Raw genomic sequence first — 25,825 nt, 5'->3', positions numbered from 1 at the left:
GCTCGGGCCGCCGGATCCGGCGTCAGAGGGCGACCAGATCGAACTTCTCCCACGGGCCGATCGCGTCCCGGTTCGCGACCAGCGCCTCGGCCCCGCCGTTCTCCGCGACCACGTACCTGTTGTTCACCGTCGCCCGCAGGCTTACCGAGGCGTCGGTGTTGCGGACCAGGGCGAAGGTCTCCCACGACCCGGCGGTCGTCCGGTTGGCGATGAGCGGGTTCGCGCCGGCGTTCTCGGCGCAGACGATCTGGTTGTTCACCCGGGCCCGCAGGGCGATGGTGCCGCCGCCGAGGTCGATCTGGTCGAACTGCTCCGAGCTGCCGACGCTGGCGGCGGACGCCACGAGGTTGCCAGCGCCGGCACTCGTGGCGCTGACGTACCGGCCGTTCGCCTGCGCTCGCAGCGCGACCGCGCCGGTCGTCGGTGTGCTGCCGGTGAGGATCCGCAACGCGTCGACCATGCCCACCGAGGTGGTCTTGTTGACGATGCGGATCGTGTGGGAGCCGTTGGCCAGGCCGGTCTTGCGGAACACCACCTGCTGCGCCTGGCGGGCGCCGGCGACGTTCAGGTTGACGTTGGCCTGGAACACGTTGTCCAGGTAGACGTCGACGTTGCCCATGTCGCTGAACCGCTCGGACAGGTACTCCACCCCGGTGCCGGTGAAGGTGTAGCTGGCCGCCGAGCCGACGGTGGTGCTGTGGTGGGTGTCGTCGTTGTAGTCGCCGTACCCCCGGGTGGTGGTGTGGTGCCAGTTGGCGTCGTAGGTCAACATCGTGTCGTTGACCAGCCCGCCACCGCCGGCGGCCCCAAGGCCCAGGGTCGAGGCGGTGCCGGACAGGCCCTTCTCGGCCTGGTTGGCGGTGCCGGTCAGCGTGGTGGTCGCGTACGCCGACAGCGGTTTGGCGGTGCGCTCCACCACGTACACAGTGTTCGCCGCGGTGGCGAAGCTGATCTCGGCGGCCGAGGTGGTGGTCAGCACGGCGTTGTCCGAGGTACGACGGACCCGGACCTCCTGGCCGCCCCACGGGTTCACCACCCGGGCCGTCTTGCCGTACTGGCTGCGCAGCCCCACGTACTTGGTCTCGCCGGCCTCGCGCTCCGAGCTGACCAGGAACCCGTCCTTGGCGAGCAGGGTGAACTTCCCGACGAAGCTGGCGTCGGTCGGCGCGGCCGGGAACACCCGGATCTTGTCGTTGTACGACTGGAGCAACGACTCGTTCGTGGCCGTCAGGTGGACGCCGAGGTACTCGAAGACGCCGTTGGTGTTGTTGGTCATCCCGTTCGGATAGTTCTGGTACTTCTGCAGCATCGTCCGCATGCCCTGGAAGGCCTGGTCGCCGAGGCCGAGCCGGGCGGCGTGCACGTGGTCGTTGGACCAGACGTTGCCGTACGGGTGGGGCCGCACGTTCCAGGTGGTGATCGCGGTCTGCTGGTCGGGGTAGCCGATGCCGGTCTGGTCGTAGGGCCAGGCCAACTCCAGCGCCACGTTCTCGTTGTTGCGGGTCTGCGCGATCGGTGGGTCGTGCGGCAGGTACGCCCCGTTCTGCACCTGGTAGGGGGCCAGGTTGTTGACGATGCTCTGCCAGCCGGCTCGCAGCCCGGCGTCGAGGCCGAGTTGCTGGCTCACCTGGATGGTGAGGGGGAAGAGCAGCCGCACCGCCGCCAGGTCGGTGATGGCGTTGCGGACGTCCCAGTACGTCTCGTGGGCGTTCGAGCTGGCCATGTACCACCGGCCGGTGGCGCTGTCGTAGTCGAGCATGTCCTCGTAGAACTTCACCGCCTCCCGCATGTACGGGTATGCGGTGTTGCGCAGGTACGTCTCGTCGTTGCTGTACCGGTACTGCAGGTACATGTTGTAGGCGGCCTCGGTGCCGGTCGAGTAGGTGTCGTTGACGTAGTCGCTGTTGATCGTGCCCCGGGCGTTGCCGTCCCAGCCCATCGTCTCGGGGACCCAGAGCCCGTCGCTGCCGTACCGGGTGGTGGTGTACGACTTCAACGCGGAGAGGTTGCGACTGTAGAGCCGGTTGAAACCGGCCATGAGGTCGACGTGGTTGCTGGCCAGGAACGAGTTGTAGACGTCCCGCTGATTCCAGTACCAGTACCCGTTGCTCCATTTCGAGGTGTCCTGGGTGGCCCGGAAGACCCCGTTGATGAAGTGCAGCGGGTAGTTCCCGTAGCCGCCCGCCGCGATCATGTAGGTCGCCAGGTAGTAGACGTTCTCCAGGTAGTCGGCGTCGCCGCCCGCGTTGGAGTACTGGACGAACGACTTGGCCCAGAAGTCGTGCCACCAGTTGCGGTAGTTGTTCAACGTGGTGGCGTAGCCGGCGGCCTTAACCGCCGCCAACTGGGTCTTCGCCTGGGTCACCGAGTTCAGCCCCGGTGAGTTGATCCTGCTGGCCGCGGTGAACCACACCGTGTAGCTCGACGTGGGGGTGATCGTCAGCCGGACCCGGGTGCCGTTGACAACCTGGGACGAGTACGACGCCCCCTCGACGGTGGCCGCCAGGGTGTACCCGAAGTTGTTCGCGTCGGTCTGCCCACGGCTCAACCCGACGCCGCTGGCATCGGCGAAGGTCGAGACGGTACGCCAGGTGTTGAGGTCGGGGACGTCCGCGATGTTCTGGACGGTGTTCATGTCCCACAGGCTTAGGTCGAGCCCGACGCTGCTCACCCCGGGGCGGGTGTCCTCGACGTGAATGCCCATCACCTCGGAGTTGGGCGCGCCCAGGACCGTGATGGTGCGGTTGTTGTCGTACTTCGTGATCAGCGTTCCGTCGTACAGCGAGAGGCGCTGCTGGAAGGTGGTGTAGCCGGTGTCGAGCTGCGGGTTGCTGTTCAGGTTGACCAGCCCGGCGGCATAGGTGGACTGCTGCGCCAGGTCGACACCGGAGACCTGGGCGGTCAGACCGTTGTCGTTCCACACCATGGCGCCGGTGCGGCCGTTGCCGACGGTGATGCCGTGCAGGGGGTTGGTGTTCGGGCGGTTGTAGACGATGTCGTGCTTCGACAGGTAGGCCGCCCGGTTGACGTTCAACGTCCCCGTGCTGGTCCCGAACGCGGCGTCAGCTGGTGCCGCAGTCGCCGGCCCAGCCGGCCCGACAGCGACGACACCACCGGCGAGCAGGATAGCGAGCACGATTCGTAGCGGCGGCGTCAACTTCATCGACACGATCTCCTCTGGATCGTCGTGCGGATGCAGGTCTCGCACCCCGGGAAGTGCCCCGGTGTGCCCGCGTCCGCCGAAACGAGGGCGATGTCGAGACAACGCGGAGCGGCGTCACCGTGCCGGGTTGACGGCATCCGGATGAACATCGGTCCACATCGTTGATGTGCAGTTAACAACGGGTGCCAGTGAGGGTCAATCCCTTGGGATGGCCCGGGTCTCCTCAGGAGTGGTGAGCCGCCACGTTGATGACGTTGCCGTCCGGAGCGCGGACGAAGAACCTGCGTACGCCCCACGCCTCGGTGGTCAGCGGGTGCACGATCTCGTAGCCGAGCCGCTGTGCCTCCGCATAGGCACCGTCCACGTCATCCACCTGCACGCTGATGACCGAGTCCTCGGGTGCGGTCGCGTCGCCGGAGACGAGCTGCACGGCGGCGGCCCCGACGCCATTGTCGGCGTCGGGCGAGGTGTAGCGGGCCACCCAGCCGAGGTTGAACTCCTCGGTGCCGAGACCGAGGAAGTCGGTGTAGAAACCCTTCGCGGCGCCGATGTCAGCCACCGGAAGGTTGGGGAGAATGCGGATCACGCGCACGCGGACCTCCAGCTCAGACGTCTCGGCCGGCTCGATTATCCGCCTGACATGACCCTGACCGCGCGCCTCGGGCTCGGGCGGCGACGGGTGGTCCTGGACTTCTAGTCTGATGACCATGAAGACGCGCAGGCCGGTGCTGGTGGTCGCCCTCGTCACGGTTGCCACGATGGTGCTGGTGGCCGGTGGGTGCGTCGCGGCCGGAATCCTGGCCGTCCGAGATGATCCTGCCGACATTCGTTCGTGCCAGAAGTCGTTGCAGGTCGCCGAGGCGAAAGTTCGGACCGACCGCTGGGATCCGCCAGAGGAGATGCCGGACCTCGGCGATTACCTCGAGATCCACTGGCAGGTTCGTGCTGGCGGCAATCCGTGTTCCCGAGCGCCCGGCCCGACGGACTGGGAGTACCAGGGTGTGATCAAGCTGCGGCCGGAAGACACCAGAGCGTTGGCAGAGCGGTACGAGTTTCGGCCCTGGTCCTCCGTCAACCTGGATGAACTGTCCCACTCCAGCAAGCCCACGGACGCGTGGTCGCCCCTCGTGCCCTTCCTGCCGACCGCACCAAAATGGCTGCACAGCACGGTGTACAACGAGGGGAATCCGTCGGCACGATGGCGCGTCGTATTCCTCGACGTCGAGCATCAGACGCTCTTCTTCCTGCTGAACGACCACTAAGGCCTGTTTCATAAGAACTGGCCGGCCTGCGGCGGGCCCGGACGACGACCGGTGGCGTTGCGGTTGCGTCCGGATACAACACCGGTATCCGGACGCAACCGCGCCTTGCCGGATCGCCGCCCGGACTCCGCCTCGGCTCGACCGCCCTTATGAAACAGGCCTTACGTCAGCTCAGCGCGGCTGCCTTGCGCAGCAGCACCGAGCGTTCGCGCTGATTGGCGCAGAGCCGGGCGGCCAGCTCCAGCTCGGTGCGCGCCTCCGGAAGCCGGCCGAGGCGGGTCAGCAGTTCGCCGCGCACGGTCGGGACGAGGTGTGACCCGGAGAGCCGGTTGGCGGCGATCAGCGCGTCCACGATGGCCAGGGCTGGCGTCGGGCCCGAGGCCATGGCGACGGCGACGGCCCGGTTGAGTTCGACCACCGGCGAGGGCGCGACGCTGCCGAGGGTCTCGTAGAGGTGGACGATCCGGGCCCAGTCGGTCTCCTCGACCGAAGGCGCCGCCGCGTGCGTGGCCGCGATCGCGGCCTGTAGACCGTAGGGGCCGAGGCCGCGCTGCGCTGCCCTGGCCAGCGCGGCCAGCCCACGGCGGATCGCCGGGAAGTCCCACCGGCGACGGTCCTGGTCCGCGAGAAGGATCGGGGTGCCGTCCGGGTCGGTCCGGGCCGGGAAACGCGCGGCCGTCAGCTCGCACAGGGCGAGCAGGCCGTGTACCTCCGGCTCGTCCGGCTGGAGCGCGGCAAGTGTGCGGGCCAGCCGGATCGCCTCGTACGCCACGTCGGGGCGAAGCAGGTGGTCGCCCGACGTGGCAGTCGACCCCTCCGTGAAGATCACGTAGAGGACGTTGAGCACACCGCCCAGCCGCTCGCGGCGCTCACCGGCGGGCGGCAGCTCGAACGGCACCCCGGCCGCGGTGATCGCCTTCTTGCCGCGGGTGATGCGAGCCTGCACGGTCGGCACCGGCACCAGGAACGCGCGGGCGACCTCCTCGGTGGACAGGCCGCCGACCACCCGCAGGGTCAGCGCCACCCGCGACTCACGGGAGAGCACCGGGTGGCAGCTCACGAACATCAGCGCCAGCACGTCGTCGTCGATCCGGTCGGGGTCGATGTCCTGATCGAGCGCGGGCTCGGCCGCCAACAGGGCGTACCGCTCGCGGAGGGCGACCCGGCGGCGGATCGCGTCGATCGCCCGCCGCCGGGCCGTGGCCATCAGCCACCCGGCCGGATTGGCCGGAGAAGCGCGCGGCCAGGAGACCAGAGCCTCGGCCACCGCCTCCTGGGCCGCGTCCTCTGCCAGCCCGAAGTCACCGGTGAACCGGGTCAGCGCGGCCACGATGCGTGCCGACTCGATCCGCCAGACGGCCTCGACGTCGGCCGTACCCATCAGACCTGGCCGTTGCTCTCGCCGCCCTGCGGGACCTCGTCGGCCTCGGCCACCCGCCGGACCTCGATCTTGGAACCGCGGACCGCCGGGACCCGCGTGGCCCACGCGACCGCCTCCTGTTTCGTGGCGACATCGAGCAGGAAGTAGCCCCCGAACAACTCCCTTGTCTCGCCGTACGGACCGTCGGTGACCACCGGTGCCTCGCCACCGAAGTCGACAACGACGCCCTGGCGCGGATCGTCCAGCCCTTCGGCCGCGACGAGAACCTCGGCCTTCATCATGTCCTCGATGAACTGGCGGGTGGCGGCCATCATCTCGTCGAGGTTGGCCATCATGGCCGCGTTCGTCTCATCGGTGCCCCGCATGATCAACAGGTACTTCGACATCGTGTTCTCCTCATCCGGCGGGCCGCCTCTCGACCCCAGCATCCCCACGTCGAACGGGCGGCCCGCGGATCGACACGAGCCCGGACCATTCTTCTCTGTCCCTTGCTCGGCGATCTTGCACTTGCTGTCCCGACATATGGGGTATTCCGCTGGTGTCGACAACTGAAACTGCATGATCGCCGCGGTTGGGCAGTGTCGTCGATGCTTGATTCAATCGGCATTCGTCAATAGATTGAGGGTGGGCGCCGCCGGGGTCCGGGGGACCGGGCCGTCGGCGGCTGACAGGTCCACCCCGAGCCGGGCATGTCGGTCGTACGCGCGACCGGTCGCTGTGGCGCACCGCCGCGCCGTATCCAGGGCACGTTGCCACGCCGCGTCCGTCCAGGACGCGCCGCCGTGCCGCCCCCGCTCAGCTCGATGGCAGAAGGACCCTTCATGACGATTTTCCGTGCCCGCCCCGCCGCGACCCTGGTGGTCGCCGCCGCGCTGGCCGCCGCCGCGGCCACCACCGGAGCGGCCCTGCTCACCGGCCCGGCCGCCGCCGCCCAGGGCTGCCGGGTCGACTACACACCCAACCAGTGGCCCGGCGGATTCACCGCCACCGTCAAGGTCTCCCCGGGGGACACTGCCGTCTCCGGTTGGACCGTCACCTGGACGTACGCCGGGGACGAGCGGGTCACCAGTGGCTGGAACGCCACGGTCAGCCAGTCCGGATCGACGGTGACCGCCCGCAACGCGTCGTACAACGGCAGCATCCCGGCCGGCGGCTCCACCGAGTTCGGGTTGCAGGGCACCTACGGCACCAGCGGTGGCGCCCCGACCGGGTTCAGCCTGAACGGCTTGCCGTGCAACGGCGCCACGCCGCCGACCACCCCGCCGCCGACGACGCCTCCACCCACCACCCCGCCGCCCACCACGCCGCCGCCGACCACGCCTCCACCCACCACCGACCCGCCGACCGGGTGTGCCGGCGCGGTGCTCTGCGACGGCTTCGAGGGCCAGGCCGGTTCGACACCGTCCGGTGACTGGACCGTGGTGAGCCCGGACTGTTTCGGCGCGGGTACCGCCACCATCGACACGGCGACCGCACACAGCGGCAGCCGGTCGGTCCGGATCAACGGCGCCGCCGGGTACTGCAACCACGTCTTCGTCAGATCCACGAAGAACCTCGGCAGCGTGGGCAGCGTCCGGTACGGCCGGATCTGGGTGCGGCACACCACCGCCCAACCCACCGAACACACCACGATGATGGCGATGGCCGACGCGGCTGACGGCAACAGGGATCTGCGGTTGGGTGGCCAGAACGGCGCCCTGCAGTGGAACCGTGCCTCCGACGACGCCACCCTGCCCGAGCAGAGCCCGGCCGGGGTGGCGCAGAGCCTGCCACTGCCCACCAACCGGTGGACCTGTGTGGAGTTCATGGTGGATGGCGCGGCCGGTCAGCTGCGTACCTGGGTGGACGGGACCGCCATTCCCGGGCTGACGGCGGACGGCGCACCGACGCACGACATCGACGGCCAGTGGTACAACCGCACCTGGCGGCCGCAGCTCACCGACCTGAAGCTGGGCTGGGAGAGCTACGGCGGCGAAGCCGACACCCTCTGGTACGACGACGTCGCGCTGGGGTCGAGCCGGATCGGCTGCTGACCCTTCGGGGCTGCGGGCGGGGCCGTAGGCGGCGCCCGTCCAGATCATGGAATGTGTCGAGGGTGTGATCCGGAGGCCGGGTCACACCCTTGATCGTCATTGATCTCCATCACATCACGGCGGGCCCCACAGCTGCTCACCCCGCGCGGCAGGATGTCTGAAGACTGTTTGGTCGGGCGGTGACGAGGGACGTGAAGCGCAGTGCGCGTCCACTATCGGCAGCCGCGCCGTCGGGGACCGAGGAGAGGGCGACAATGGGCAGCACCTTGACCGACATCCTGGACGCGGCGGCGCACGGGCGCTTTCCGTCACCGGACGGTGGAACCACAGTGGTGCCACAGCCAAGCTGCCGTGACGCCGGAGTCATCGCCTTCACCGGACACTCGGTGGTGTTCACCGACGAGGACCCCCAGTGGGTACGCCGTACGTTGGCGTCTGTCGACTGCGACCCACTGGCGGCCACGATGAATCCGCGTTTCCTGGGCGCGCTGCTCGACCACACCCGGCGCTCCATGGACACGATCGACCTGCTGACCGTGGCGAGCAGCCTTGACGGGCCACCTCCACTGCCGCTGACCGAACTGGCGGACGCGGGCCATCCTCGTGAGCTCAGGGCACGTCGGCGTCGTGACGACATCCGTGTCTGGGCCGCCGAGGGTGGGGTGGTCGTGCTCGGCCGCGGGGTGGCCGGCCGGTGGGAGGCGGCGACAGAGGTCGACGACGGGTGTCGCCACCGGGGTCTGGGACGGGCGCTGGCGACGGCCGCCCGACACCTCGTGCCCGACGGTGATCCGGTCTGGGCCCAGCAGGCCGCCGGCAACGCGCGCAGCGTGCGCGCGTTCCAGGCGGCGGGTTTCCGACCGGTGGGTGCCGAGGCGCTGCTGCTCGCGACGTAGACACCGCAGCGGACGTACCACTGTGGGCCAAAACGTGTTCAGCAGGAGGTTTTCCGAGATCACGCCCGGGGGTATCCCGGCGGTTGAGGGCAGCCGCCCGCTACCCCTGATTGAGGAGAGCACCATGTCGGTCCAGGCATTTCTCTACGTTGTCGCCGTCATCCTGATCGTGCTCGCTGCTCTGCCGCTGCCCACGAGGGGTGTCTCGCTCGCGCTTCTGGGTGCCGCCTGCGCCCTGCTGGCCTACGCCTGGCCGGTGATCACCGACTGACCTTCGCGTGAGTCGTCGTTGATGCGGTCGGTGGCCAGCAGCCAGAGCGTGATCTCGCTGCCGGCCACCGACCGCGATTCTGTTGCCCTCACTGGGCCGCCGTTCGCCGTCGCTGGCGGTACGCGGCGGCCTTGGCGCGGTCCCCACAGCCGCGCATGCCGCACCAGCGCCGCCGTGCGCCTCGCGACCGGTCGACGAACGGCCGGGTGCAGTGCTCGTCGGCGCACCAGCGGAGGGCCAGCCGGTCGTCGCTGGCGTGCAACTCCAGGCAGTCGCGGGCGAGGACTGTCAGGACGGCGTGCAGGCCGCCGTTGCGGTGCACCCCGTCGACGTCGAGGCGCAGCGTGGGCAGTGGTTTCGCCGCGGCCTCATTGACCAGATCGCGATCCGCGGTGGCCGCGTCCGTGCCGTCGATCAGGGCTTGGACCAGGCGGAACATCGCCTCTCGGACCGCCTTGACGTGCCGCAGGCCGGCGTCGTCCACATCAGGTGCTTGCTCGACGATGCCGGCCTGGACGGCCCAGTCCGCGAAATCTGTCGGCCTGCTCAGCTGCTCGACGTCAGCGTGGCTGCTCCTCAGCGTGACCGCCGGTGGCGCGTTCGTGGGATCACTGCTCTGGGCGTGGCGTCCGATGCCGGCGTCCCGCGCGCCTCTCGCGACGGTCTGGGCCATGGTCGCGGTCGGCGTACCCCTCGCGATGACCGCCACCGTGCAGTCCCTGTCGCTGGCCGCCGCACTGATCGCGCTGTCCGGGCTCTTCATGGGACCGTTCGCCGCAGCGCTGTTCCTGTCCCGGAGCCAACTGCTGGTGGTGGCCGCCTTCCCGATTCTCGCGGGCGTCGCCGGCGGCGTACTGCTGCGGCGTCCACGAGCGGTTGAGGGTGGACACATCGATGCTTGCTGAGCTTCTTTCGCAAGCGTAGGAAGGACACCACCCGTCGATCCGCCGTCCAGCGTCGAAGGAGATGCGTGTGACCACCTCCAGAGGGCTCCATCTCGCCGTGTCCGTGCTGGTCACGGCGGGTGCCGTCCTGCTCGGCACGGCGGCCCCCGCCGCACCGACGAATACCGCACCGGCCGGGCACCCGTCCTGCGACCCGATCGACCCGGCGGCCTGCCTGCTGCCGTTCCCGAACGACTACTTCACCGTGGCGGACCGGAGCAGCCCCACCGGCAAGCGGGTGCGGATCGCCGCCGCCGCGATGCCCGCCAATGTGCAGGGAACCCCGATCGACCCGACGGAGTGGAACCGGCAGGACGGGTTCAGCGCGGGCTCACCGATCCTGGTGCGCGTACCCGGCCTCGACGCCGGAGCCAGCGGGATCGCACCGGTCACCGACATCGGCCGCTCGCTGGCACCGAACGCGCCGATCGTTCTGCTCAACACCCGGACCGGTGAGCGCACGCCGTACTGGGCCGAGCTGGACGCGCACGCCACCGGCCAGCCCGACCGGCAACTGCTGATCATCCGGCCGGCGGTGGCGCTGACCGAGGGCACCCGCTACGTCGTCGGGTTGCGCGGCCTGCGGGACGGCAACGGGGCGTCGATCCCGGCGCCGAAGACGTTCACGGCGTACCTGACCGGTGCCGGCCTCAACCAGCGCGACGCGCGGGGGCCGCACCTGAGGCGGATCGTCGGCGAGCTGAGCCGGGCCGGCGTCAAGCGGCACAGCCTCTACCTGGCCTGGGACTTCACCGTGGCCAGTCGGCACGGGCTGACCGGGCGGATGGTGGCGGTCCGGGACGGCGCGTTCGCCGACCTCGGCCGGGCCGCGCCGCCGGTCACCGTCACCCAGGTGACCGACTATTCACCGGAGCAGGATCCGCTGATCGCCCGGCAGGTGACCGGCACCGTCGGCGTACCGTCCTATCTGACCGGCGACGGCGGGCCCGGCTCGCGCCTGCACTACGGGCCCGCCGGCGGCGCCGGGACGCCGTCCACGCCGAACGCCCTGCCCACACCATCCGGCGCGACGCTGGCCGCCGACTTCGTCTGCAACATCCCGCGCAGCGCCTCGGCAGCCCGGCCGGCCCACCTCTCGCTCTACGGGCACGGACTGCTCGGCCGACCGACCGAGATCAACGCCGGCAACGTCAGGACGATGTCCAACACCCACAACTTCACCTTCTGCGCGACCAGTTGGATCGGCATGGCCGCCGCCGACGTTCCCTTCGTGGCCAACGCCTTCACCGACCTCAGCGTCTTCCCCGCGGTGGCGGACCGGTTGCAGCAGAGCTTCCTGAACTTCCTCTTCCTGGGACGCGCGATGATCCACCCGGCTGGTTTCGCCGCCCACCCGGCGTTTCGGGACGCCACCGCCCGGCCGCTGATCGATCGCGTCGGCGGGCTGCACTACGACGGCAACAGCCAGGGCGGCATCAACGGAGGTGCCCTCACCGCCATCGCCCAGGACTGGACCCGGTCGGTGCTCGGCGTACCGGCGATGAACTACTCCACGCTGCTGCAACGCAGCGTGGACTTCGCACCGTTCCAGAGCGTGCTGGACGGCTACTACCCGGACAAGGTCGACCAACAGCTGGTCCTCGCGCTGCTGCAGATGTTGTGGGACCGGTCCGAGGCCAACGGGTACGCCCAGCACATGACCGACCTGCCGCTGCCGCGTACGCCGGCGCACCAGGTGCTGATGCACGTGGCCTTCGGCGACCAGCAGGTCTCGCCCGCCGCGGCGGAGGTGCAGGCGCGCACCATCGGCGCGCGCCTGCACACCCCCGCGCTCGCCGACGGCTGGTCACTGGACGTGCGGCCGTACTGGGGCATCACGCCGATCCGCCACTACCCGTACACCGGCTCGGCGATCGTGATCTGGAACAGCGGCGCGGCGTACGCGCCGCCACCGACCAACCTCTCCCCGGCGGGGCCGGAGTACGGCGACGATCCGCACGAGTTCCCCCGCGCCCAGGCCGGAGCCCAGAAACAGAAGGCGGTCTTCCTGCTCACCGGCACGGTCGTCGACGTCTGCGCGCGGACACCCTGCCCGTGAGGCCGGACCCGCCGGGACCACCGTCCCGGCGAGCCGGCGCGCGCTACCGAGATGCAGGCTGGTGCGCCGCCGCCGCGTCGGTGTGGAACCGCACCGGCAAGACCGTGCGGGTCTGGTTCAACAGCAACTTCGCCGGTGCGAGCCAGGACTTCACGTCCGGCGCGAAGGGAAACCTCAACGCCACGCTGAAGAACAACAACGCCTCGCACGAGTTGCTGAGCGGGCCGACGGGCTGTAGCACCGACGGCACCAACAGCAAGCTGCCGAGCACCATCCTCGTCTACCGGGTCAGTCTCGGCCGGGTCGACCGGGTCGACTTCAAGACGTACGTCAAGAACGTCTTCCCGAACGAGTGGGTGACGAGTTGGCCGTCCGCCTCGCTGGACGCCGGTGCGATGGCCGTCAAGAGCTACGGCTGGTACTGGGCGCTGCACTCGACCCGGAAGACGTCCGGCGGGCAGTGCTACGGCGTTCGGGACGACACCGGTGACCAGGTCTACCGGCCGTCGACGGCGCAGACGTCGACGTCCGCCGCGGTGGACCGGACCTGGTCGGCCCGGATGACCCGGAGCGGCAACATCCTGCGGGCGCACTACTGTGCGACGACGACCGCATGCGGTGGCTGGGTGGACGGGGACTGGCTGTCGCAGTACGGCTCGCGTGACCTCGCCAACGAGGGCAAGAGCTACCAGGCGATCCTGCGCTACTACTACCGCGACATCGCCCTCTCCTGAGGGTTTCACGCACCGAACGCGCCGCCCGCCGCAGATCCGTGGCGGGCGGCGCTCTCATGGGCACGCGCCGGTTAGCCCAGCGGCTCGATCGCCTCGACGAGCACCTCGAGCACATGCCGGTACGGCTGGCCGGTGGCCCGGCTCATGCCCATCTCGCAGGTGCGGTTGCAGGAGGCGTACGCGTCGTGGTCGCGCTCATTGATCTCGGCGGCCTGCGCCGCCGTGGCGCCGGCCGTGACCTCGGGGTGCAGCAGCCCCCGGTCACCGGCGAAGGCGCAGCACCCCCAACTGTCCGGCACGGTGACGGTGTCGGCGACCGCCCCGGCCACCGCGCGCAGGTCGTCGATGCCGCCGAGGTGCACGGTGGAGCAGGTGGGGTGCAGCGCCAGCGATCCCAGTCGCCGGGGCTGCGGAAGCGCCGGCAGGAGGTGTTCGGCGGTGAAGGTCACGCTGTCGACGAAGCGCAGCGCGCCGTAGCGTGCCTGATCCTCCTCGGCCAGCGCGGCGGTCAGCTGCGTCAACCCGTGCGTGCACGATGACGCGTCGCACACGACAGGCAGGCGACCCTCGTCACTGGCCGTCCAGAGCGCCTCCAGGGTCCGCTGTGCCATCTCGCGGTGGCCGGCGGGGTAACCCTTGGACTGCCACGGGGTTCCGCAGCACAGGCCCGCCGTGCCGGTCGGTACGACGAGCGGCACCCCCGCCAGTTCGCAGAGGCGCAGGAACGCCGCCGCCGACCCGCCGGACGAGCCGTCCTCGGGGGCGAAGAGACTGCCGACGCAGGCCGCGAAGAACACCGCCTGGGCGTCCGGCGCGCTGCGCGGGGTGGGGCGGGGAGCGCCGGCACGCGGCATGTCGTCGGTCCACAGTGGCACCAGTTCCGTGGCGCCGAGCCCACGGATCATCCCGGTGGCGGCGCGGGTGACCGGTGTCGGCACGGCGTGCGCGGCGGTCAGCCCCACCCGGACGCCCGTGACGGCGGCCTGCCAGTGCTTCGCGGCGGTGCGGGCGGTGCGCTGGGCGCGAGGGCTGTGCCGCTCGGCGCGCAGCCGTTTCATCGCCGCTCCGGTGTCGATGCCGACCGGGCAGGCGGTGACGCAGAGGCTGTCCGCGGCGCAGCTGTCCACCGCGGCGTACTCGTAGTCGGCGGTGAGCTCCCGGCGGCGCTCCTCGTCGCCGGCGGCGGTGGCGAGGGCGATCTGCCGTTGCAGGACGATGCGCTGCCGGGGTGTGGTGGTGACGTCGGCGGTGGGGCAGACCGGCTCGCAGTAGCCACACTCGACGCAGGCGTCCAGCTCGGGGTCGACCGTCGGGACGGCCTTGAGCTGCCGCAGGTGCACGGTCGGGTCGTCGTTGAGCAGCACACCTGGGTTGAGCAGGCCGCTCGGGTCGCACAACCGCTTGAGTTCACGCATCACGTCGTACAGTTCGTCGCCGTACTGCCGGCGGACGAAGGGCGCCATGGCCCGACCGGTGCCGTGCTCCGCCTTGAGCGTCCCGCCCTCGGCGAGCACCAGGTCGACCATGTCGTCGGTGAACCGGGCGTAGCGGTCGATCTCGGCGGCGGTGTCGAAGGACTGGGTCAGCATGAAGTGCAGGTTGCCGTCCCGGGCGTGTCCGAAGATCACCGCGTCCGGGTAGCCGTGCCTGTCGAACAGGCGGATCAGCCCGTCGCAGGTGCCGGTCAGGCGTGGCATCGGCACCGCGACGTCCTCCAGCAGGGCCGTGGTGCCGGGCGGGCGGGCCCCGGCGACGGCGGTGTAGAGGCCCTTGCGCAGGTGCCAGAGGTTGGCCCGTTCGCGGGGGTCGCGGGTCAGCTCGGTGCCGGTGACGGCCGGCAGCCGGTCGAGTACGGGCCGGGCGTCGGCCAGCGTCGCGGCCAACTGCTCCGCGCTGTCCTCGGCGAACTCCACCAGCAGCGCGGCGTGCCCGGTGACCGTCAGCCCGCGCAGGGCCGTGCTGGCACCCGGGTCGCGCTGGCTGACCCGCAGCGCGGCCGCGTCGAGCAGCTCGGCGGTACGGGCACCGGCGGCGAGCAGCGCCGGCAGCGCGTCGGTGGCGGCGGTGAGACCGGGCAGGATCAGCAGGCCGGTGGCGGCGTGGTCGTGGATCTCGACGGTACGGAAGACGGCCTCGGCCACGAAGCCGAGCGTGCCCTCGCTGCCGATCATCAGGTGGGCGAGCATCTCGACAGGGGTGCTGTGGTCGAGCAGGGAGTTCAGCCCGTACCCCATGGTGTTCTTCATGGCGAACAGCCGCTCGATGGTGGCGCGCGACCCCGGCGTCGAGCGCACCCGGTCGCGCAGGCGCAGCAGCCCGGCGTGCAGCTCGGGCTCGTCGGCCCGCAGCCGGTCGTCGGCGTCGCGGGCGCCGGAGTCGACGACGGTGCCGGACGGGAGCACGAAGCGCAGCGACTCCATGGTGCGGTACGCGTTGTCGGTGGTGCCGCAGGTCATCCCGCTGGAATTGTTGGCCACCATGCCGCCCACCGTGCAGGCGGCCTCGCTGGCCGGGTCCGGGCCGAGTCGGCGTCGGTAGCGGGCCAACCGGGCGTTGGCCTGCCGGATCGTCAGGCCCGGCTGGAGCCGGATGCGGCGGCCGTCGTCGAGGACCTCGGCGTGACGCCAGTCGGTGCGGACGTCGACCAGCACGCCCGCGCCGCCGGCCTGCCCGGCCAGGCTGGTACCGCCGCCGCGCAGGGTCAGCGGCACGCCGGCCTCGCGGGCCCCGGCCATCAGTGCCCCCACCTCGGCGGCCGAGGCGGCGCGGACCACGGCCTGCGGCTCGAACAGGTACGGCGAGGCGTCGTGTGCCGCCGCCAGCCTCCGGGGCAGCTCGGCGCTGGCCCGGTTCGGATCGTCGAGACGCGAGCGCAGCAGCTCGGCGACCTCGCGGGCGCGAGCGCCGGCCGCGCTCGGCGGCGGCACGGGTACGACGGTGCTCATGGGCGGATCCTCCGAGAAGGGATGGTCAGTCGGCCACCGGAGACGCGACGACAAGCAACCGGGCGGGGGCGGTGCTGGCCGCAGCCGGCAGCCGCAGCGGCTGCCGGCCGGGGGTGATGCTGCCGAGCACCGAGGCGTGCCGCGCTCCGGTGCCCGAGGGCAGGGTGCCCGGCAGCCCGTGCACGGTCAGGTAGCCCAGCAGCGCGAAGGCCAGCGCCTCCTTGGCGTCCGACGCGATGCCCAGGTCGTCGCTGGAGGACAGTTGGACGCCGGGCAGCTCGTCGGCGAGCATGCGCATCAGGGTCGGGTTGTGTGCGCCGCCGCCGGAGACGACGAGCCGGGTGACGCCGTGGTCGCGGCAGGCGCCGGCCACCGTGACCGCCGTCAGTCGGGTGAGCGTGGCCAGCACGTCCTGCGGATCCGGTGTGGGCGCGTCGGCGAGGGCGGCGAGCAGGTAGGGCAGATGGAACAGCTCTTTCCCGGTGCTCTTCGGGCCGGGCAGCCGGTAGTACGGCTCGTCGAGCAGCCGCCGCAGCAGGTCCGGGTTCACCTGCCCGGCAGCGGCCCCGCGCCCGTCCCTGTCGTACTCCTCGGTGCCCCCGCTGAAGTGGCGGGCGGCGGCGTCGAGGAGTGCGTTCGCCGGGCCGGTGTCGAAGGCGAGTGGGTCCGCGTCCGGCGCGACGACAGTGATGTTGGCGATGCCGCCCAGGTTCAGCGCGGCCGGGACGCCGGGTAGGCCACCGAGCAGCAGTGTGTCGAACAGGGCGACCAGAGGGGCGCCCTGGCCGCCGGCGGCCACGTCGCGGCTGCGCAGGTCGGCCACGACCGGAAGGCCGATGGCCTCCGCTATCCAGGCCGGCTGACCCAGCTGGAGAGTGCCCCGAACCCTGCCATCCTCCACCCAGTGATGCATCGTCTGCCCGTGCGACACGACCAGGTCGGCGTTGCCGTCGCACAGCTGGGCGAGGGCCCGCGCGCCGGCCTCGGCGAAGGCCTGACCGATGCCGGTGTCCAGCACGCAGATCGCCTCGGTGGTGGTCGCCGCCGGCGGCAGGGCCGCGGCGATCTGCGTGCGCAACTCGTCCGAGTAGGGGTGGCTGAGCCGGCCCAGCGGTCGCATCCGCACTGTGTCGCCGATCAGCTCGAACTCGGCCGCTGCGGCTTCGATGCCGTCGTAGGAGGTTCCGGACATCAGGCCGATCACGCGCATCACGTCCTCCTTCACGCCCGGCCGGCGGGCGCCGCCGCCGCGTCGTCGTCGACCTCGTCGGTACGTCCATGGTCGTACGGCGTCTCCGGGGCCGGGTGGAACCGGCTGGACACCGCGCCGACGACCAGGGTGATCAAAACGCCGATCGGGACCAGCCACTGCGCGGCGATGGCGGTGGCGGTGGTGGTTCCGGCCGTCGTCACATCGATCTTGACGTAGCGGACGATGTAGGTCATCACCGCCACGGTGACCAGGAAGGCGATCACCGCGTCCACCTGGTTGGCCCGCTTGACGAGACGGCCGAGCAGGAAGGCGCCGAGCAGCGCCCCGTAGGTGTAGCCGGCGATGGTCAGACCGGTCAGGTAGACGTTTCCGGTGCTGGAGCTGAACGCGCAGGCGAAGATCGCCATCAGCACCGCCCAGACCAGGGTCATCACCCGGGCGAGCCGGAGCATCGTGTCGTCGGACGGCACCGTGCGGAAGAAGCTGTGGATGAAGTCGGCGACCGTGGAGTTCGACATCGAGTTCAGCGCCGAGGACAAGGAACCCATCGCGGCGCCGAGGATACCGGCCACCAGCAGACCCGAGATGCCCACCGGCAGGGCGTGCAGGATGAAGCTCGGGTAGAGGTTGTCGCTGCTGGCCAGGCCGAGTTCCTTGAAGGTCTGACCCTTGTTGTACGACCACAGCAGCGCGCCGACCAGGGAGAATGCCGCGAACTGGATCACCACGAAGATGCCCGAGGAGATCATCGCCTTCTGTCCCTCGCGCAGCGTGCGGGTGGACAGGATGCGCTGCACGATCAGCTGGTCCGAGCCGTGGCTGGCCATCGCGAAGATCGCGCCACCGATGATGGCGGTCGGCAGGGCGAACGGGCTGGTGAGCACGTGCGCGAGGTTGACGTTGGTGTCGAAGAGCTGGAACTTACCGGCGTCCAGCGCCTGCGAGTAGCCGTCGAAGCCGACGGCGTGGCTGAGCACCGCGATGGCCAGGATGGCCCCGCCCAGGTACAGCCCCATCTGGATGGCGTCGGTCCAGATGACCGCCTTGATGCCACCGAGGTAGGTGTAGACCACCGTGATGAGCGTCAGGACGATGATGATCGCCTGATAGCCGACATTCAGCCCGAACTCGTCGAGAAGAAGCTTGATGGGAATGGCCGAGGCGAACAGCCGTACACCCTCGGCGAGTAGGCGGGTGAAGACGAACGTCACCGACGCCAGGCCCTGAAGTTTCAGGCCAAACCGCTCACCGAGGTACTGGTAGGCGCTGACGAACCCACCCCGCTTGTAGAGCGGGATGAGCACCGCGGCCACCACGACCCGACCGATGACGTAACCCAGGGCCAGCTCGACGTTGCCGAAGCCCTGACCGCTGTAGGCGCCGCCGGGAACACTGATCACGGTCAGAACGCTGGTCTCGGTGGCAACCACCGAGAACGAGACGGTCCACCAGGGCAGCCGACCCTCGCCCACGAAGTAGTCCTTGGCGGACTTCTGTTTACCGGACAGGCGTAGTCCGACGAAGGCGATCACCACGAGGTACAGCACGATCACGACGAGGTCGAGTTGACGCACGGCTCGCTCCCAACCAGCGGTTGTCAATAAGTGACGTTGAGCCAGCCTAACTCGAAACTTTTTGCCACTGCCCGTCCGGGCTGGTTACGCTGTGGTTTCAGCCTGCTGATACGGGGACTGTTCGCAGCTGCGCCCTCGGCCTGGCCGCGGCGGCGGGTCGCGAGACGCGCTCGACGACGAGCCGCCGCCGGAGCCCTCTCCCCGCCGGCCGGCGACTGCACACCAGCGAGAGGAACGAGCACCCCGTGGACCTCAGCACCCTCGGCACCGAGACCCGCAACGACAAGACCGGCGACCTCGACCGGATGTCTCCCACCGAGTTGCTTCTCGCGATGAACGACGAGGACCAGACCGTCGCCGCCGCCGTCCGCCGGGCCGTGCCGGACATCGCCGCCGCCGTCGACGTCATCGTGGCCTCGCTCCGTCAGGGCGGACGGCTGATCTACCTCGGCGCGGGCACCAGCGGCCGGATCGGCATGCTCGACGCCGTCGAGATCCCACCCACCTTCGGTACGACGCCCGAGCGGGTCGTCGGTCTGCTCGCCGGCGGGGCACGAGCCTTCGGTGTCGCCGTCGAGGGCGCTGAGGACGACCCGACCCGCGCCGTCTCCGACCTCGACGCCGTCGGCCTGACCGCCCGTGACACGGTGGTCGGGCTCGCCGCCAGCGGCCGTACCCCGTACGTGGTCGGTGGGTTGGATCATGCCCGCGCGCTTGGCGCGGCGACCGTCTCGGTGGCCTGCAACACCGACGCGGTGACCAGCCGGCACGCCGACGTCGCCATCGAGGTGCCCACCGGGCCCGAGGTGCTGACCGGCTCCACCCGGCTCAAGGCCGGCACCGCCGAGAAGCTGGTCTGCAACATGCTCTCGACGGCCACGATGGCCCGGCTCGGCAAGGTCTACGGCAATCTGATGGTGGACATGAACGCCACCAACGAGAAGCTCGTCGACCGCGCGCGCCGGATCGTCGCCGACGCCGCCGACACCGATCTCGACACCGCCGCGCGGGCGCTCGCGGCGGCGCACGGGCACGCCAAGACGGCCATCGTGCTGCTGCTGGCGAACTGCACCGCCGAGGAGGCCGCCGCTCGGCTGCGCGCCGCCGACGACGACGTACGGGCGGCCGTCGCGGCCTGACCCTCGGGTCCGCGGCGGCGCCCTGATCCGGTCAGGTGCTCGTCACCCGGTCGGAGGTCAGGTCTCCAGATCGAATGCGAACGTGCCCGCCTCGACGCGGTCGATGAGCTGGCGGACATCGTCGGCCAGCTGGACGGCGTCCTCCCACCCGTCGTGGCGGCCAGGCCCGCCAGCCGGCCGCCGCCACGAGGTCGAGCTCGGCCTGCCCGGTGGCCGCCACAGCGTGATCGTGTCGGAGTTGCCGATGGGTCTGCTCCCTACCCGTTGCGGTGTTGGCACCAGGACGCCGCCGCCCGACATTCTGACCGAACCGTGTCCAGGCGCGCGCAGCGGCTTGTGCCGGGGCGGCGCTCTCGTCAGGCCGACGAAGCGCCCCGTCCGCAGCGGACGGGGCGCTTCGTGGTGTCAGTCGAGCGGTGAATCCGGAACCGTTCGGCCCTCGTCGACGTCGGGCGCGGTGGCCAGCTCGATCCGGGGGGACCGGTCCGGCGGCAGGTGGCCGAAGTCGGCGATGACGACGACATCCACCTCTTCGTCGATCATCGACTGCTCGATGGTCTCCCAGGGGGCCCGCAAGACTCCTGCGAATCGGTAGGAGTGTCGGCGGAGGTGGCTGAGACACCTCGCGACGACGGGCTCCGACGGCTCGATGTCGGCGGGGATCCAGATAACGGCGATTTCCATGAACCTCTCCTGATCAACGTCGTGGACGCGAGTGGGTGATCAGGAGTTGTCGGGGCGGAGGAGGGCCTCGCTCGACGGGTCGGCTGGTAGCGCGCTTGTCGACGGCGGTGACCGTGGGCCCTGCGCGCAGAGGCGAGGTGGGCGGCGGAGCCTCGGCCGTCGAGGTGGGTGGATCGGCGCCGCCGGCACCGACGCCGGTCGGTGCGGACGCGAGCGCCAGTACGAACGCCGGTGGCCCCGGTGCGGGCCGGGCGGGCGGGTTGGGCCGCTGTCCGGTGACGGCGGCCACCGTCTTCCTCGCCTGCCTCGACGCCTCGCCGTCGGACGCGCCGTCCGCGCCGCCCCGGGACACCGTCACCGGCACGCGCGTCTGCGGTCTCGGCGGTGGCCGCGAGTCGGCCCGCGCCTTCGGGGACTCCGAGGTGGACGGTGCCGGTGTGGCCTTGGGCGACGACGAGGGGGTGCCAGCCGGCCGACTTGGCCGGGCGGTGGAGGGGCCGGTCGACGGTGTCGGCACCGGAACATCCGAGGGCAGGGGCAGCGGGTCCGGCGACGGTAGAGGCACCGGCAGGGAGACGACAGCGGTCGGCAGGGGCAGGGGGACGGTCAGATCCACCTCGACCACGTCGGCCACCGAAACCTTGATGGCCTCCGGCGAGGTGGCGACCCCCACCAGGGGAAGCCGTGACGGCGACGGGGTGTCGGCGTGGGCGGGGTCGGCACCCAGAGCCGCGCCGAGCGCCACCGCGCCGAGCGCCACCGGGGGGAGGCTGTGCCTCAGCCGCATCAGCCGCAGACTGCCGTCAGTGGGATCGCCAGCCCTACCTGCCCCGGATCAGGGGTCGGGTGCTGCTGGCCGTGCGGATGACCTGCGCACCCTGCCGTTCCCGCCATGGGCGGGTTCTTGCCCCGGAGGATCGAGGGCTACACCTCCTGTCGATATCCGGTGAGCGATGTGGGCAGATCGGGAGCGCATCGGGATGGTTCACACCCGTGCCTCGGTGGGTGTCGGCGTGGCGTCGAGCGGCAGGTCACGCAGTCGCCGGATCGGCGTCGACAGGTAGATGATCGGGGACAGCACGGTGAGCGCCCCGAAGATCAGCAGGGTGGTACGGGCGCCGAGGGGCCCGGCCAGGATGCCGGCGAGCAGGCCGCCGACCGGGATGGCACCCCAGGAGACGAACTTGACCGTGGCGATCACCCGGGACAGCAGCTCCGGCGGGCTGGCGATCATCCGGTACGTACGGGTGGTCACGCTGAGCACCACATTGGAACTTGAGAAGATGAGGTTCCCGACGGCGAAGGCCAGGAACGCGGCGACGCCGGTGCCCAGCGGGATGATGAGCGCGCCGACCACGCCGACGAAGGCCGCGACGATCAGGCCGCGTGCGGTGCCGAACCGATCGGTGAACCGGGTCGTCATCGCCGCGCCGATGAGCGCGCCGAGGCCGTCGGCGGCGAGCAGCAGCCCGACCATGAACGGCGACGCGTGCAGCTCCCGCACCAGGTAGAACGGGAAGAGGGCCAGCATGGCGCCGTTGACGAAGTTCGTCGCGGTGGCGTCCCACATGGCCGGTCCGATGATCGGGTGCCGGAGCACGAAGTGCCAGCCCTCACGGATCATCGTGACCATCGGCGGCCGCTCTGCCGGTCGCTGCACCCGCCGGGCCGGAAGGGTGCGTAGCAACACGGCGGAGAGCACATAGCTGACGGCGTCCACGAACAGCGTCGGCACCGCACCCAGCACCTGCACCGCGAGACCGCCCAGGGACGGCCCGCCCAGCGCGGTGGCGGCGTGCGTGCCGGAGGTGAGGCTGTTTCGGGCCTGCAACTGCGCGGCCGGCACGATCTCCGGCAGGAACGTCTGGTTCGCCACGTCGAACAGCACGTTGGCGAAGCTCACCACCAGGGCGACAGCGATCAGCTGGGCCACCGTCAGCATGTCGAACCACCAGGCCAGCGGGACCGACGCGATGGAGAGGGCCCGGACCAGATCCAGGGCGACCTGCATGCCGCGCAGCGGCACGCGCTGCACGATCACGCCCGCCGGCAGGCTGATCAGAAGGTACGCCAGATAGCCCGCCGCCGTGATCAGACCCATCTCGAAGGCCGACGCGTCGAGCACGGTCAGCGCGGTGAGCGGCAGCGCCACCGCGCCCACCGCCGAGCCGAGGTGGCTGGTCGTGCCGGCCACCCACCACCGCCAGAAGGTAGTAAGTCCCATAATGGAACTCACTATACGGTCCGGCGTGCGGGCGGGCGACCCCGTGTATCCGGGTGGTCGTTGGCGGGCGGACGAGGCCATCGGCGAGCCGCTCGGACCCGACGTTTCACACTCGCGTGACGGGTATCCAGGCGTACCAGTGCGACCTGCGGTAACAGCTTCACGGAGTGAGGGGGCACCTGTCATGCCTGATCCACAGCCCACGCTCGTGCTCGTGCACGGCGCATTCGCCGAGTCGGCGAGCTGGAACGGTGTGCTCGAGCGGCTGGGCGCCGGGTACGACTCGGTGGCCGTCGCGAACCCGCTGCGTAGCGTGGCGGGCGACGCCGCGTACGTGCAGGATGTCGTGCGGGGGATCGGCGGTCCGGTCGTCCTCGTCGGCCACTCGTACGGCGGCATGGTGATCACGCAGGCCGCAGCCGGAGACACCTCGGTGCGGGCTCTCGTGTACGTCAACGCCTTCGCCCCGGACACCGGTGAGTCGGCGTTGACGCTGTCCGCGAAGTTCCCCGGCAGCACCCTCGCCGACACGCTGGTGCAGTACCCGGTGTCGACCGGTGGGAACGAGGTGGCGATCGGCCAGGAGCAGTACCACGCCCAGTTCTGCGCGGACGCGTCGGACGACATGGCCGCGCTGATGGCCCGAACCCAGCGGCCGATCACCGAACAGGGCCTGGGCGACAAGCTCACCGGCGACCCCGCCTGGCGATCGCTGCCCAGTTGGTTCGTGTTCGGCGACGCCGACAAGAACATCCCCGCCGAGGCGCATCGCTTCATGGCCGAGCGGGCCAACCCCCGGGGGCAGCGCGAGGTCGTCGGCGGGTCGCACGCGATGGCGGTGGCCCGGCCGAGTGAGGTCGCCGAGACGATCATCGAGGCGGTTCGGGGCGTGAGCTGACGGTTCGGACGGACAGCCAGTGGTGGGCAGCCCGCCGGTCGGCAGCTCGACGACGGCCGCACCACTATGGAGGGCGACCACCCGGGTGGTGCCGCCGAAAGTCACGGCGACCTTCGGCGGTCACCTTCGGAGCCTTCCGAAGCGGCGACTGGGCCCGGACGTGGTCCCAGACGCGGAACCATTGACGTCCTCTGCGCCCTGAAGGGCGAAGATTCCGGTCTGCTGCATCCCCGAAGGGGCTAGCTCCCGATGGGTTACCGTTTCGCTGCGCGGTGCCGGCAGGGTTGCCCGTCTTATCTGCGCTCCACGGTCGTTGAGGTCCGCCCGTCCGGCGGCCCTGATGTTCCTGGCGGCGTTCACGTCCCGGTCGTGGTGACTGCCACATGGGCAGACCCACACACGAACATTCAGCGCCATCTTGTCGTTGACCCGGCCGCAGTCCGAGCACATGCGGGTGGACGGGAAGAACCGGTCCACCCGGCCGAAGGTGCGTCCGAACCGGGCGGCCTTGTACTCCAGCATGGTCGTGAACTGCGTCCACCCGGCGTCGTGCACCGACTTCGCCAGCCGTGTGCGGCCGAGCCCGGTCACGCACAGGTCCTCGACGTACACCGCCCTTGGTTGTCGCGGATGATCGCCGTGGACAGCTTGTGCTGCCAGTCCCGCCGTGTGTCGGTCACCCTCGCATGAGCACGGGCGAGCTTCACAACGGCCTTCTTACGGTTGCGACTGCCACGCTGCTTGCGCGACAGGTTCTGCTGCAACCGTTTCAGCTTGCGTGCCGCGCGACGCAGGAACTTCGGCGCGGTCACCTTTGTGCCGTCGGACATGACCGCGAAGTGCGTCAGGCCCAGGTCGATACCCACCTCGGACGCGGCCGACGGCAGCGCCTCGTCGGTGGTCTGCACGACGAACGACGCGAAGTACCGACCCGCCGCGTCCCGGATCACCGTCACCGATGTCGGCATGGCGGGTAGCGTCCGCGACCAGCGCACCTGCACGTCGCCGATCTTCGGCAGCCTGAGCCGTCCGTTGTCCAGCACTTTGAACCGGGCGTTGGTCGTGAACCGGATCGCCTGCCGGTTGTCCTTGCGCGACCGGAACCGAGGCGCAGCCACCCTGCGGCCCTTGCGCTTGCCAGACACTGAGGCGAAGAAGTTGCGATAGGCGGTGTTCAGGTCCGCGAGGGCCTGCTGCAACACCACCGACGACACCTCACCCAGCCACGCACGCTCCGGAGTAAGCTTCGCCGCCGTGACCCTTCGGGACAGTTCGGCGTCCGTCACATAGGCCAGGCCAGCCTCCCGCGCCTGCTGACGTGCGCGCAGCCCATCGTTGAACACCACCCGCGCGCACCCGAACGCCCGCGCCAACGCTTCCTGCTGGCCCGACGTCGGATAGACGCGGTAGTTGTACCTGAAGCTGCACCACCACAGTCTGCGATTGCTATACGGCCGATTTGGGGGACGTTCGCACTGGCAGACACTGCGTTTCCGCCCTGCATGCTGACTTGGTTCTCACGAAATACCGGCACGACGTATTCAGCGATCGACATCTCACTCACCTACACGAGAACCCCTGGCGCAGAGGCGCTGGGCACACTCTTCACCGGCCTGAGCCCGTCTCCTGGTGTGCTCCGTCACGCAGGTGGGCATGGTCAGGAGGTTGGGACCGCCGCGAGGAGGCTGCTAAGGTCGAAATTGTTGCGGCCGCAAATTTACCAGCGGCAACTACTTTCTGGGAAGGATGCCTCCGATGACCAAGCTCTCCGTCATCTACTACTCGTCCACCGGCACTCTGCACGCGATGGCCAAGCGCCTCGCCGAGGCTGGCGAGAAGGCTGGCGCCGAGGTGCGTCTGCGTCAGGTTCCGGAGCTCGCCCCGGCCGAGGCCATCGCCTCCAACGCCGCCTGGAGCCAGCACTTCGACGCCACCAAGGACGAGGCGAAGGCGACCGCCGACGACGTCGTCTGGGCGGACGCGGTGCTGTTCGGCACGCCCACCCGCTACGGCAACGTGGCCAGCCAGCTCAAGCAGTTCCTCGACACCCTCGGTCCGCAGTGGGCGCAGGGCCAGCTCGCCAACAAGGTGTACGCCGGCTTCACCGCCTCCATGACCGCGCACGGCGGCCAGGAGTCGACTCTTCTCGCGCTCTACAACACCATCCACCACTTCGGGGGTCTGGTCGTCGCCCCGGGTTACACCGACCCGCTGAAGTTCGCCGACGGCAACCCGTACGGCGTCTCGCACGTCACCGGCGGCAGCAACGACGCCCCGCTGGGCGACGCCCAGTTCGCCGCGCTCGACCACATGGCCGAGCGGGTCGTCACGATCGCCGGGAAGCTCAACGCCTGAGTGCTGACGTCCGCCCGAATTCGGGTGGTCAGCTGGGCGAGGGCCGGTCT

Annotated in this window: 23 protein-coding genes; 10 read left to right on the top strand and 13 right to left on the bottom strand. The window is 70.2% G+C overall.

The features are described 5' to 3' along the window. Positions 1-22: 22 nt before the first annotated feature. Entirely contained in the window at positions 23-3,163 is a 3,141-nt protein-coding gene (locus ACIBEF_RS06825; protein WP_396791842.1) for a glycosyl hydrolase family 95 catalytic domain-containing protein, read from the bottom strand. Positions 3,164-3,386: 223 nt separating this feature from the next. Then, a complete protein-coding gene (locus ACIBEF_RS06820; protein ID WP_396791840.1) occupies positions 3,387-3,755 on the bottom strand; it encodes a VOC family protein in 369 nt (122 codons plus the stop codon). Between the two features lie 109 nt (positions 3,756-3,864). Between ACIBEF_RS06820 and ACIBEF_RS06815 the strand changes: the two genes are divergently transcribed. After that, positions 3,865-4,425, top strand: a complete 561-nt coding sequence (locus ACIBEF_RS06815; RefSeq protein WP_396791838.1) for a hypothetical protein — start codon at positions 3,865-3,867, stop codon at positions 4,423-4,425. 166 nt (positions 4,426-4,591) lie between these two features. Here the strand turns inward: ACIBEF_RS06815 and ACIBEF_RS06810 are convergent, their stop codons facing one another. Together ACIBEF_RS06810 and ACIBEF_RS06805 are read right to left on the bottom strand one after the other, a co-directional pair. Beyond that, positions 4,592-5,806, bottom strand: coding sequence for an RNA polymerase sigma factor (locus ACIBEF_RS06810; protein ID WP_396791836.1), 1,215 nt, complete (start codon positions 5,804-5,806; stop codon positions 4,592-4,594). Continuing rightward, positions 5,806-6,192, bottom strand: coding sequence for a YciI family protein (locus ACIBEF_RS06805; RefSeq protein ID WP_396791834.1), 387 nt, complete (start codon positions 6,190-6,192; stop codon positions 5,806-5,808). The genes ACIBEF_RS06810 and ACIBEF_RS06805 overlap by 1 nt, the downstream gene beginning before the upstream one ends. Positions 6,193-6,627: 435 nt before the next feature. On the opposite strand from ACIBEF_RS06805, the gene ACIBEF_RS06800 reads away from it, so the two are divergent. The 3 genes from ACIBEF_RS06800 to ACIBEF_RS06790 all read left to right on the top strand — a co-directional run bounded on the left by ACIBEF_RS06800 (position 6,628) and on the right by ACIBEF_RS06790 (position 9,006). Next, entirely contained in the window at positions 6,628-7,839 is a 1,212-nt protein-coding gene (locus tag ACIBEF_RS06800) for a cellulose-binding domain-containing protein (protein WP_396791832.1), read from the top strand. A gap of 254 nt (positions 7,840-8,093) precedes the next feature. After that, a complete protein-coding gene (locus ACIBEF_RS06795) occupies positions 8,094-8,735 on the top strand; it encodes a GNAT family N-acetyltransferase (protein ID WP_396791830.1) in 642 nt (213 codons plus the stop codon). A gap of 124 nt (positions 8,736-8,859) precedes the next feature. Continuing rightward, a complete protein-coding gene (locus ACIBEF_RS06790; RefSeq protein WP_167337290.1) occupies positions 8,860-9,006 on the top strand; it encodes a hypothetical protein in 147 nt (48 codons plus the stop codon). Positions 9,007-9,094: 88 nt separating this feature from the next. Here ACIBEF_RS06790 and ACIBEF_RS06785 read toward each other — a convergent pair whose 3' ends face one another. Beyond that, the gene (locus ACIBEF_RS06785; protein ID WP_396791935.1) at positions 9,095-9,556 is read right to left on the bottom strand and encodes a CGNR zinc finger domain-containing protein; all 462 of its coding nucleotides are present in this window, start codon (positions 9,554-9,556) and stop codon (positions 9,095-9,097) included. Between ACIBEF_RS06785 and ACIBEF_RS06780 the strand changes: the two genes are divergently transcribed. The 3 genes from ACIBEF_RS06780 to ACIBEF_RS06770 all read left to right on the top strand — a co-directional run bounded on the left by ACIBEF_RS06780 (position 9,510) and on the right by ACIBEF_RS06770 (position 12,743). Further along, entirely contained in the window at positions 9,510-9,911 is a 402-nt protein-coding gene (locus tag ACIBEF_RS06780; RefSeq protein WP_396791938.1) for a hypothetical protein, read from the top strand. The two genes, ACIBEF_RS06785 and ACIBEF_RS06780, sit on opposite strands and share 47 nt — an antisense overlap. Positions 9,912-9,978: 67 nt before the next feature. Next, positions 9,979-12,009 (top strand): hypothetical protein, encoded by a 2,031-nt coding sequence (locus tag ACIBEF_RS06775; protein ID WP_396791828.1) that lies wholly within the window; start codon positions 9,979-9,981, stop codon positions 12,007-12,009. Between the two features lie 104 nt (positions 12,010-12,113). Further along, the gene (locus ACIBEF_RS06770) at positions 12,114-12,743 is read left to right on the top strand and encodes a SpoIID/LytB domain-containing protein (protein ID WP_396791826.1); all 630 of its coding nucleotides are present in this window, start codon (positions 12,114-12,116) and stop codon (positions 12,741-12,743) included. Positions 12,744-12,814: 71 nt separating this feature from the next. On the opposite strand, the gene ACIBEF_RS06765 is transcribed toward ACIBEF_RS06770, so the two are convergent. The 3 genes from ACIBEF_RS06765 to ACIBEF_RS06755 are packed head-to-tail and all read right to left on the bottom strand — an operon-like array spanning position 12,815 to position 18,475. After that, the gene (locus ACIBEF_RS06765; RefSeq protein ID WP_396791824.1) at positions 12,815-15,688 is read right to left on the bottom strand and encodes an FAD-binding and (Fe-S)-binding domain-containing protein; all 2,874 of its coding nucleotides are present in this window, start codon (positions 15,686-15,688) and stop codon (positions 12,815-12,817) included. A gap of 25 nt (positions 15,689-15,713) precedes the next feature. Then, positions 15,714-16,898: an anhydro-N-acetylmuramic acid kinase gene (locus ACIBEF_RS06760; RefSeq protein WP_396791822.1), complete on the bottom strand. Its 1,185-nt coding sequence runs from the start codon at positions 16,896-16,898 to the stop codon at positions 15,714-15,716. Positions 16,899-16,909: 11 nt separating this feature from the next. Next, entirely contained in the window at positions 16,910-18,475 is a 1,566-nt protein-coding gene (locus tag ACIBEF_RS06755; RefSeq protein WP_396791820.1) for a sodium:solute symporter, read from the bottom strand. 245 nt (positions 18,476-18,720) lie between these two features. Here ACIBEF_RS06755 and murQ point away from each other — a divergent pair, with 245 nt between their 5' ends. Then, positions 18,721-19,614 (top strand): N-acetylmuramic acid 6-phosphate etherase, encoded by an 894-nt coding sequence (gene murQ / locus ACIBEF_RS06750; RefSeq protein ID WP_396791818.1) that lies wholly within the window; start codon positions 18,721-18,723, stop codon positions 19,612-19,614. Between the two features lie 405 nt (positions 19,615-20,019). Here the strand turns inward: murQ and ACIBEF_RS06745 are convergent, their stop codons facing one another. The 3 genes from ACIBEF_RS06745 to ACIBEF_RS06735 form a co-directional block, all read right to left on the bottom strand. Further along, positions 20,020-20,157 (bottom strand): hypothetical protein, encoded by a 138-nt coding sequence (locus ACIBEF_RS06745; RefSeq protein ID WP_396791817.1) that lies wholly within the window; start codon positions 20,155-20,157, stop codon positions 20,020-20,022. Positions 20,158-20,311: 154 nt separating this feature from the next. Beyond that, a complete protein-coding gene (locus ACIBEF_RS06740) occupies positions 20,312-21,085 on the bottom strand; it encodes a hypothetical protein (RefSeq protein ID WP_396791815.1) in 774 nt (257 codons plus the stop codon). Between the two features lie 198 nt (positions 21,086-21,283). Beyond that, positions 21,284-22,522 (bottom strand): MFS transporter, encoded by a 1,239-nt coding sequence (locus ACIBEF_RS06735; protein ID WP_396791813.1) that lies wholly within the window; start codon positions 22,520-22,522, stop codon positions 21,284-21,286. A gap of 184 nt (positions 22,523-22,706) precedes the next feature. Between ACIBEF_RS06735 and ACIBEF_RS06730 the strand changes: the two genes are divergently transcribed. Next, positions 22,707-23,420 carry an alpha/beta fold hydrolase gene (locus ACIBEF_RS06730; protein WP_396791811.1) on the top strand — a complete coding sequence of 238 codons (714 nt, stop codon included), beginning with the start codon at positions 22,707-22,709 and terminating at the stop codon, positions 23,418-23,420. Positions 23,421-23,540: 120 nt separating this feature from the next. Here the strand turns inward: ACIBEF_RS06730 and ACIBEF_RS06725 are convergent, their stop codons facing one another. Further along, complete coding sequence (locus ACIBEF_RS06725) at positions 23,541-24,032, bottom strand: RNA-guided endonuclease InsQ/TnpB family protein (RefSeq protein ID WP_396791809.1); 492 nt, start codon at positions 24,030-24,032, stop codon at positions 23,541-23,543. Next, positions 24,008-24,793: an RNA-guided endonuclease InsQ/TnpB family protein gene (locus ACIBEF_RS06720; protein WP_396791808.1), complete on the bottom strand. Its 786-nt coding sequence runs from the start codon at positions 24,791-24,793 to the stop codon at positions 24,008-24,010. Before ACIBEF_RS06720 ends, ACIBEF_RS06725 begins: the two co-directional genes overlap by 25 nt. A gap of 373 nt (positions 24,794-25,166) precedes the next feature. On the opposite strand from ACIBEF_RS06720, the gene wrbA reads away from it, so the two are divergent. Continuing rightward, positions 25,167-25,775 (top strand): NAD(P)H:quinone oxidoreductase, encoded by a 609-nt coding sequence (wrbA, locus tag ACIBEF_RS06715; RefSeq protein ID WP_387350143.1) that lies wholly within the window; start codon positions 25,167-25,169, stop codon positions 25,773-25,775. The last annotated feature ends 50 nt before the right edge of the window (positions 25,776-25,825 follow it).

This window comes from Micromonospora sp. NPDC050795, assembly GCF_044456785.1.
Lineage (GTDB): Bacteria > Actinomycetota > Actinomycetes > Mycobacteriales > Micromonosporaceae > Micromonospora.
Note: the sequence above shows the minus strand (reverse complement) of the source record. Positions and strands in the feature narration are given on the sequence as shown.

Excerpts from the sequence above, each read along its gene's own strand:
- ACIBEF_RS06810 (WP_396791836.1), bottom strand. The coding sequence starts at position 5,806 with ATGGGTACGGCCGACGTCGAGGCCGTCTGGCGGATCGAGTCGGCACGC.
- ACIBEF_RS06745 (WP_396791817.1), bottom strand. The coding sequence starts at position 20,157 with ATGATCGACGAAGAGGTGGATGTCGTCGTCATCGCCGACTTCGGCCAC.
- ACIBEF_RS06730 (WP_396791811.1), top strand. The coding sequence starts at position 22,707 with ATGCCTGATCCACAGCCCACGCTCGTGCTCGTGCACGGCGCATTCGCC.
- ACIBEF_RS06805 (WP_396791834.1), bottom strand. The coding sequence starts at position 6,192 with ATGTCGAAGTACCTGTTGATCATGCGGGGCACCGATGAGACGAACGCG.
- ACIBEF_RS06815 (WP_396791838.1), top strand. The coding sequence starts at position 3,865 with ATGACCATGAAGACGCGCAGGCCGGTGCTGGTGGTCGCCCTCGTCACG.
- ACIBEF_RS06765 (WP_396791824.1), bottom strand. The coding sequence starts at position 15,688 with ATGAGCACCGTCGTACCCGTGCCGCCGCCGAGCGCGGCCGGCGCTCGC.
- ACIBEF_RS06760 (WP_396791822.1), bottom strand. The coding sequence starts at position 16,898 with ATGCGCGTGATCGGCCTGATGTCCGGAACCTCCTACGACGGCATCGAA.
- ACIBEF_RS06735 (WP_396791813.1), bottom strand. The coding sequence starts at position 22,522 with ATGGGACTTACTACCTTCTGGCGGTGGTGGGTGGCCGGCACGACCAGC.
- ACIBEF_RS06740 (WP_396791815.1), bottom strand. The coding sequence starts at position 21,085 with ATGCGGCTGAGGCACAGCCTCCCCCCGGTGGCGCTCGGCGCGGTGGCG.
- ACIBEF_RS06825 (WP_396791842.1), bottom strand. The coding sequence starts at position 3,163 with ATGAAGTTGACGCCGCCGCTACGAATCGTGCTCGCTATCCTGCTCGCC.
- ACIBEF_RS06790 (WP_167337290.1), top strand. The coding sequence starts at position 8,860 with ATGTCGGTCCAGGCATTTCTCTACGTTGTCGCCGTCATCCTGATCGTG.
- ACIBEF_RS06780 (WP_396791938.1), top strand. The coding sequence starts at position 9,510 with ATGCCGGCCTGGACGGCCCAGTCCGCGAAATCTGTCGGCCTGCTCAGC.
- wrbA (WP_387350143.1), top strand. The coding sequence starts at position 25,167 with ATGCCTCCGATGACCAAGCTCTCCGTCATCTACTACTCGTCCACCGGC.
- ACIBEF_RS06795 (WP_396791830.1), top strand. The coding sequence starts at position 8,094 with ATGGGCAGCACCTTGACCGACATCCTGGACGCGGCGGCGCACGGGCGC.
- ACIBEF_RS06800 (WP_396791832.1), top strand. The coding sequence starts at position 6,628 with ATGACGATTTTCCGTGCCCGCCCCGCCGCGACCCTGGTGGTCGCCGCC.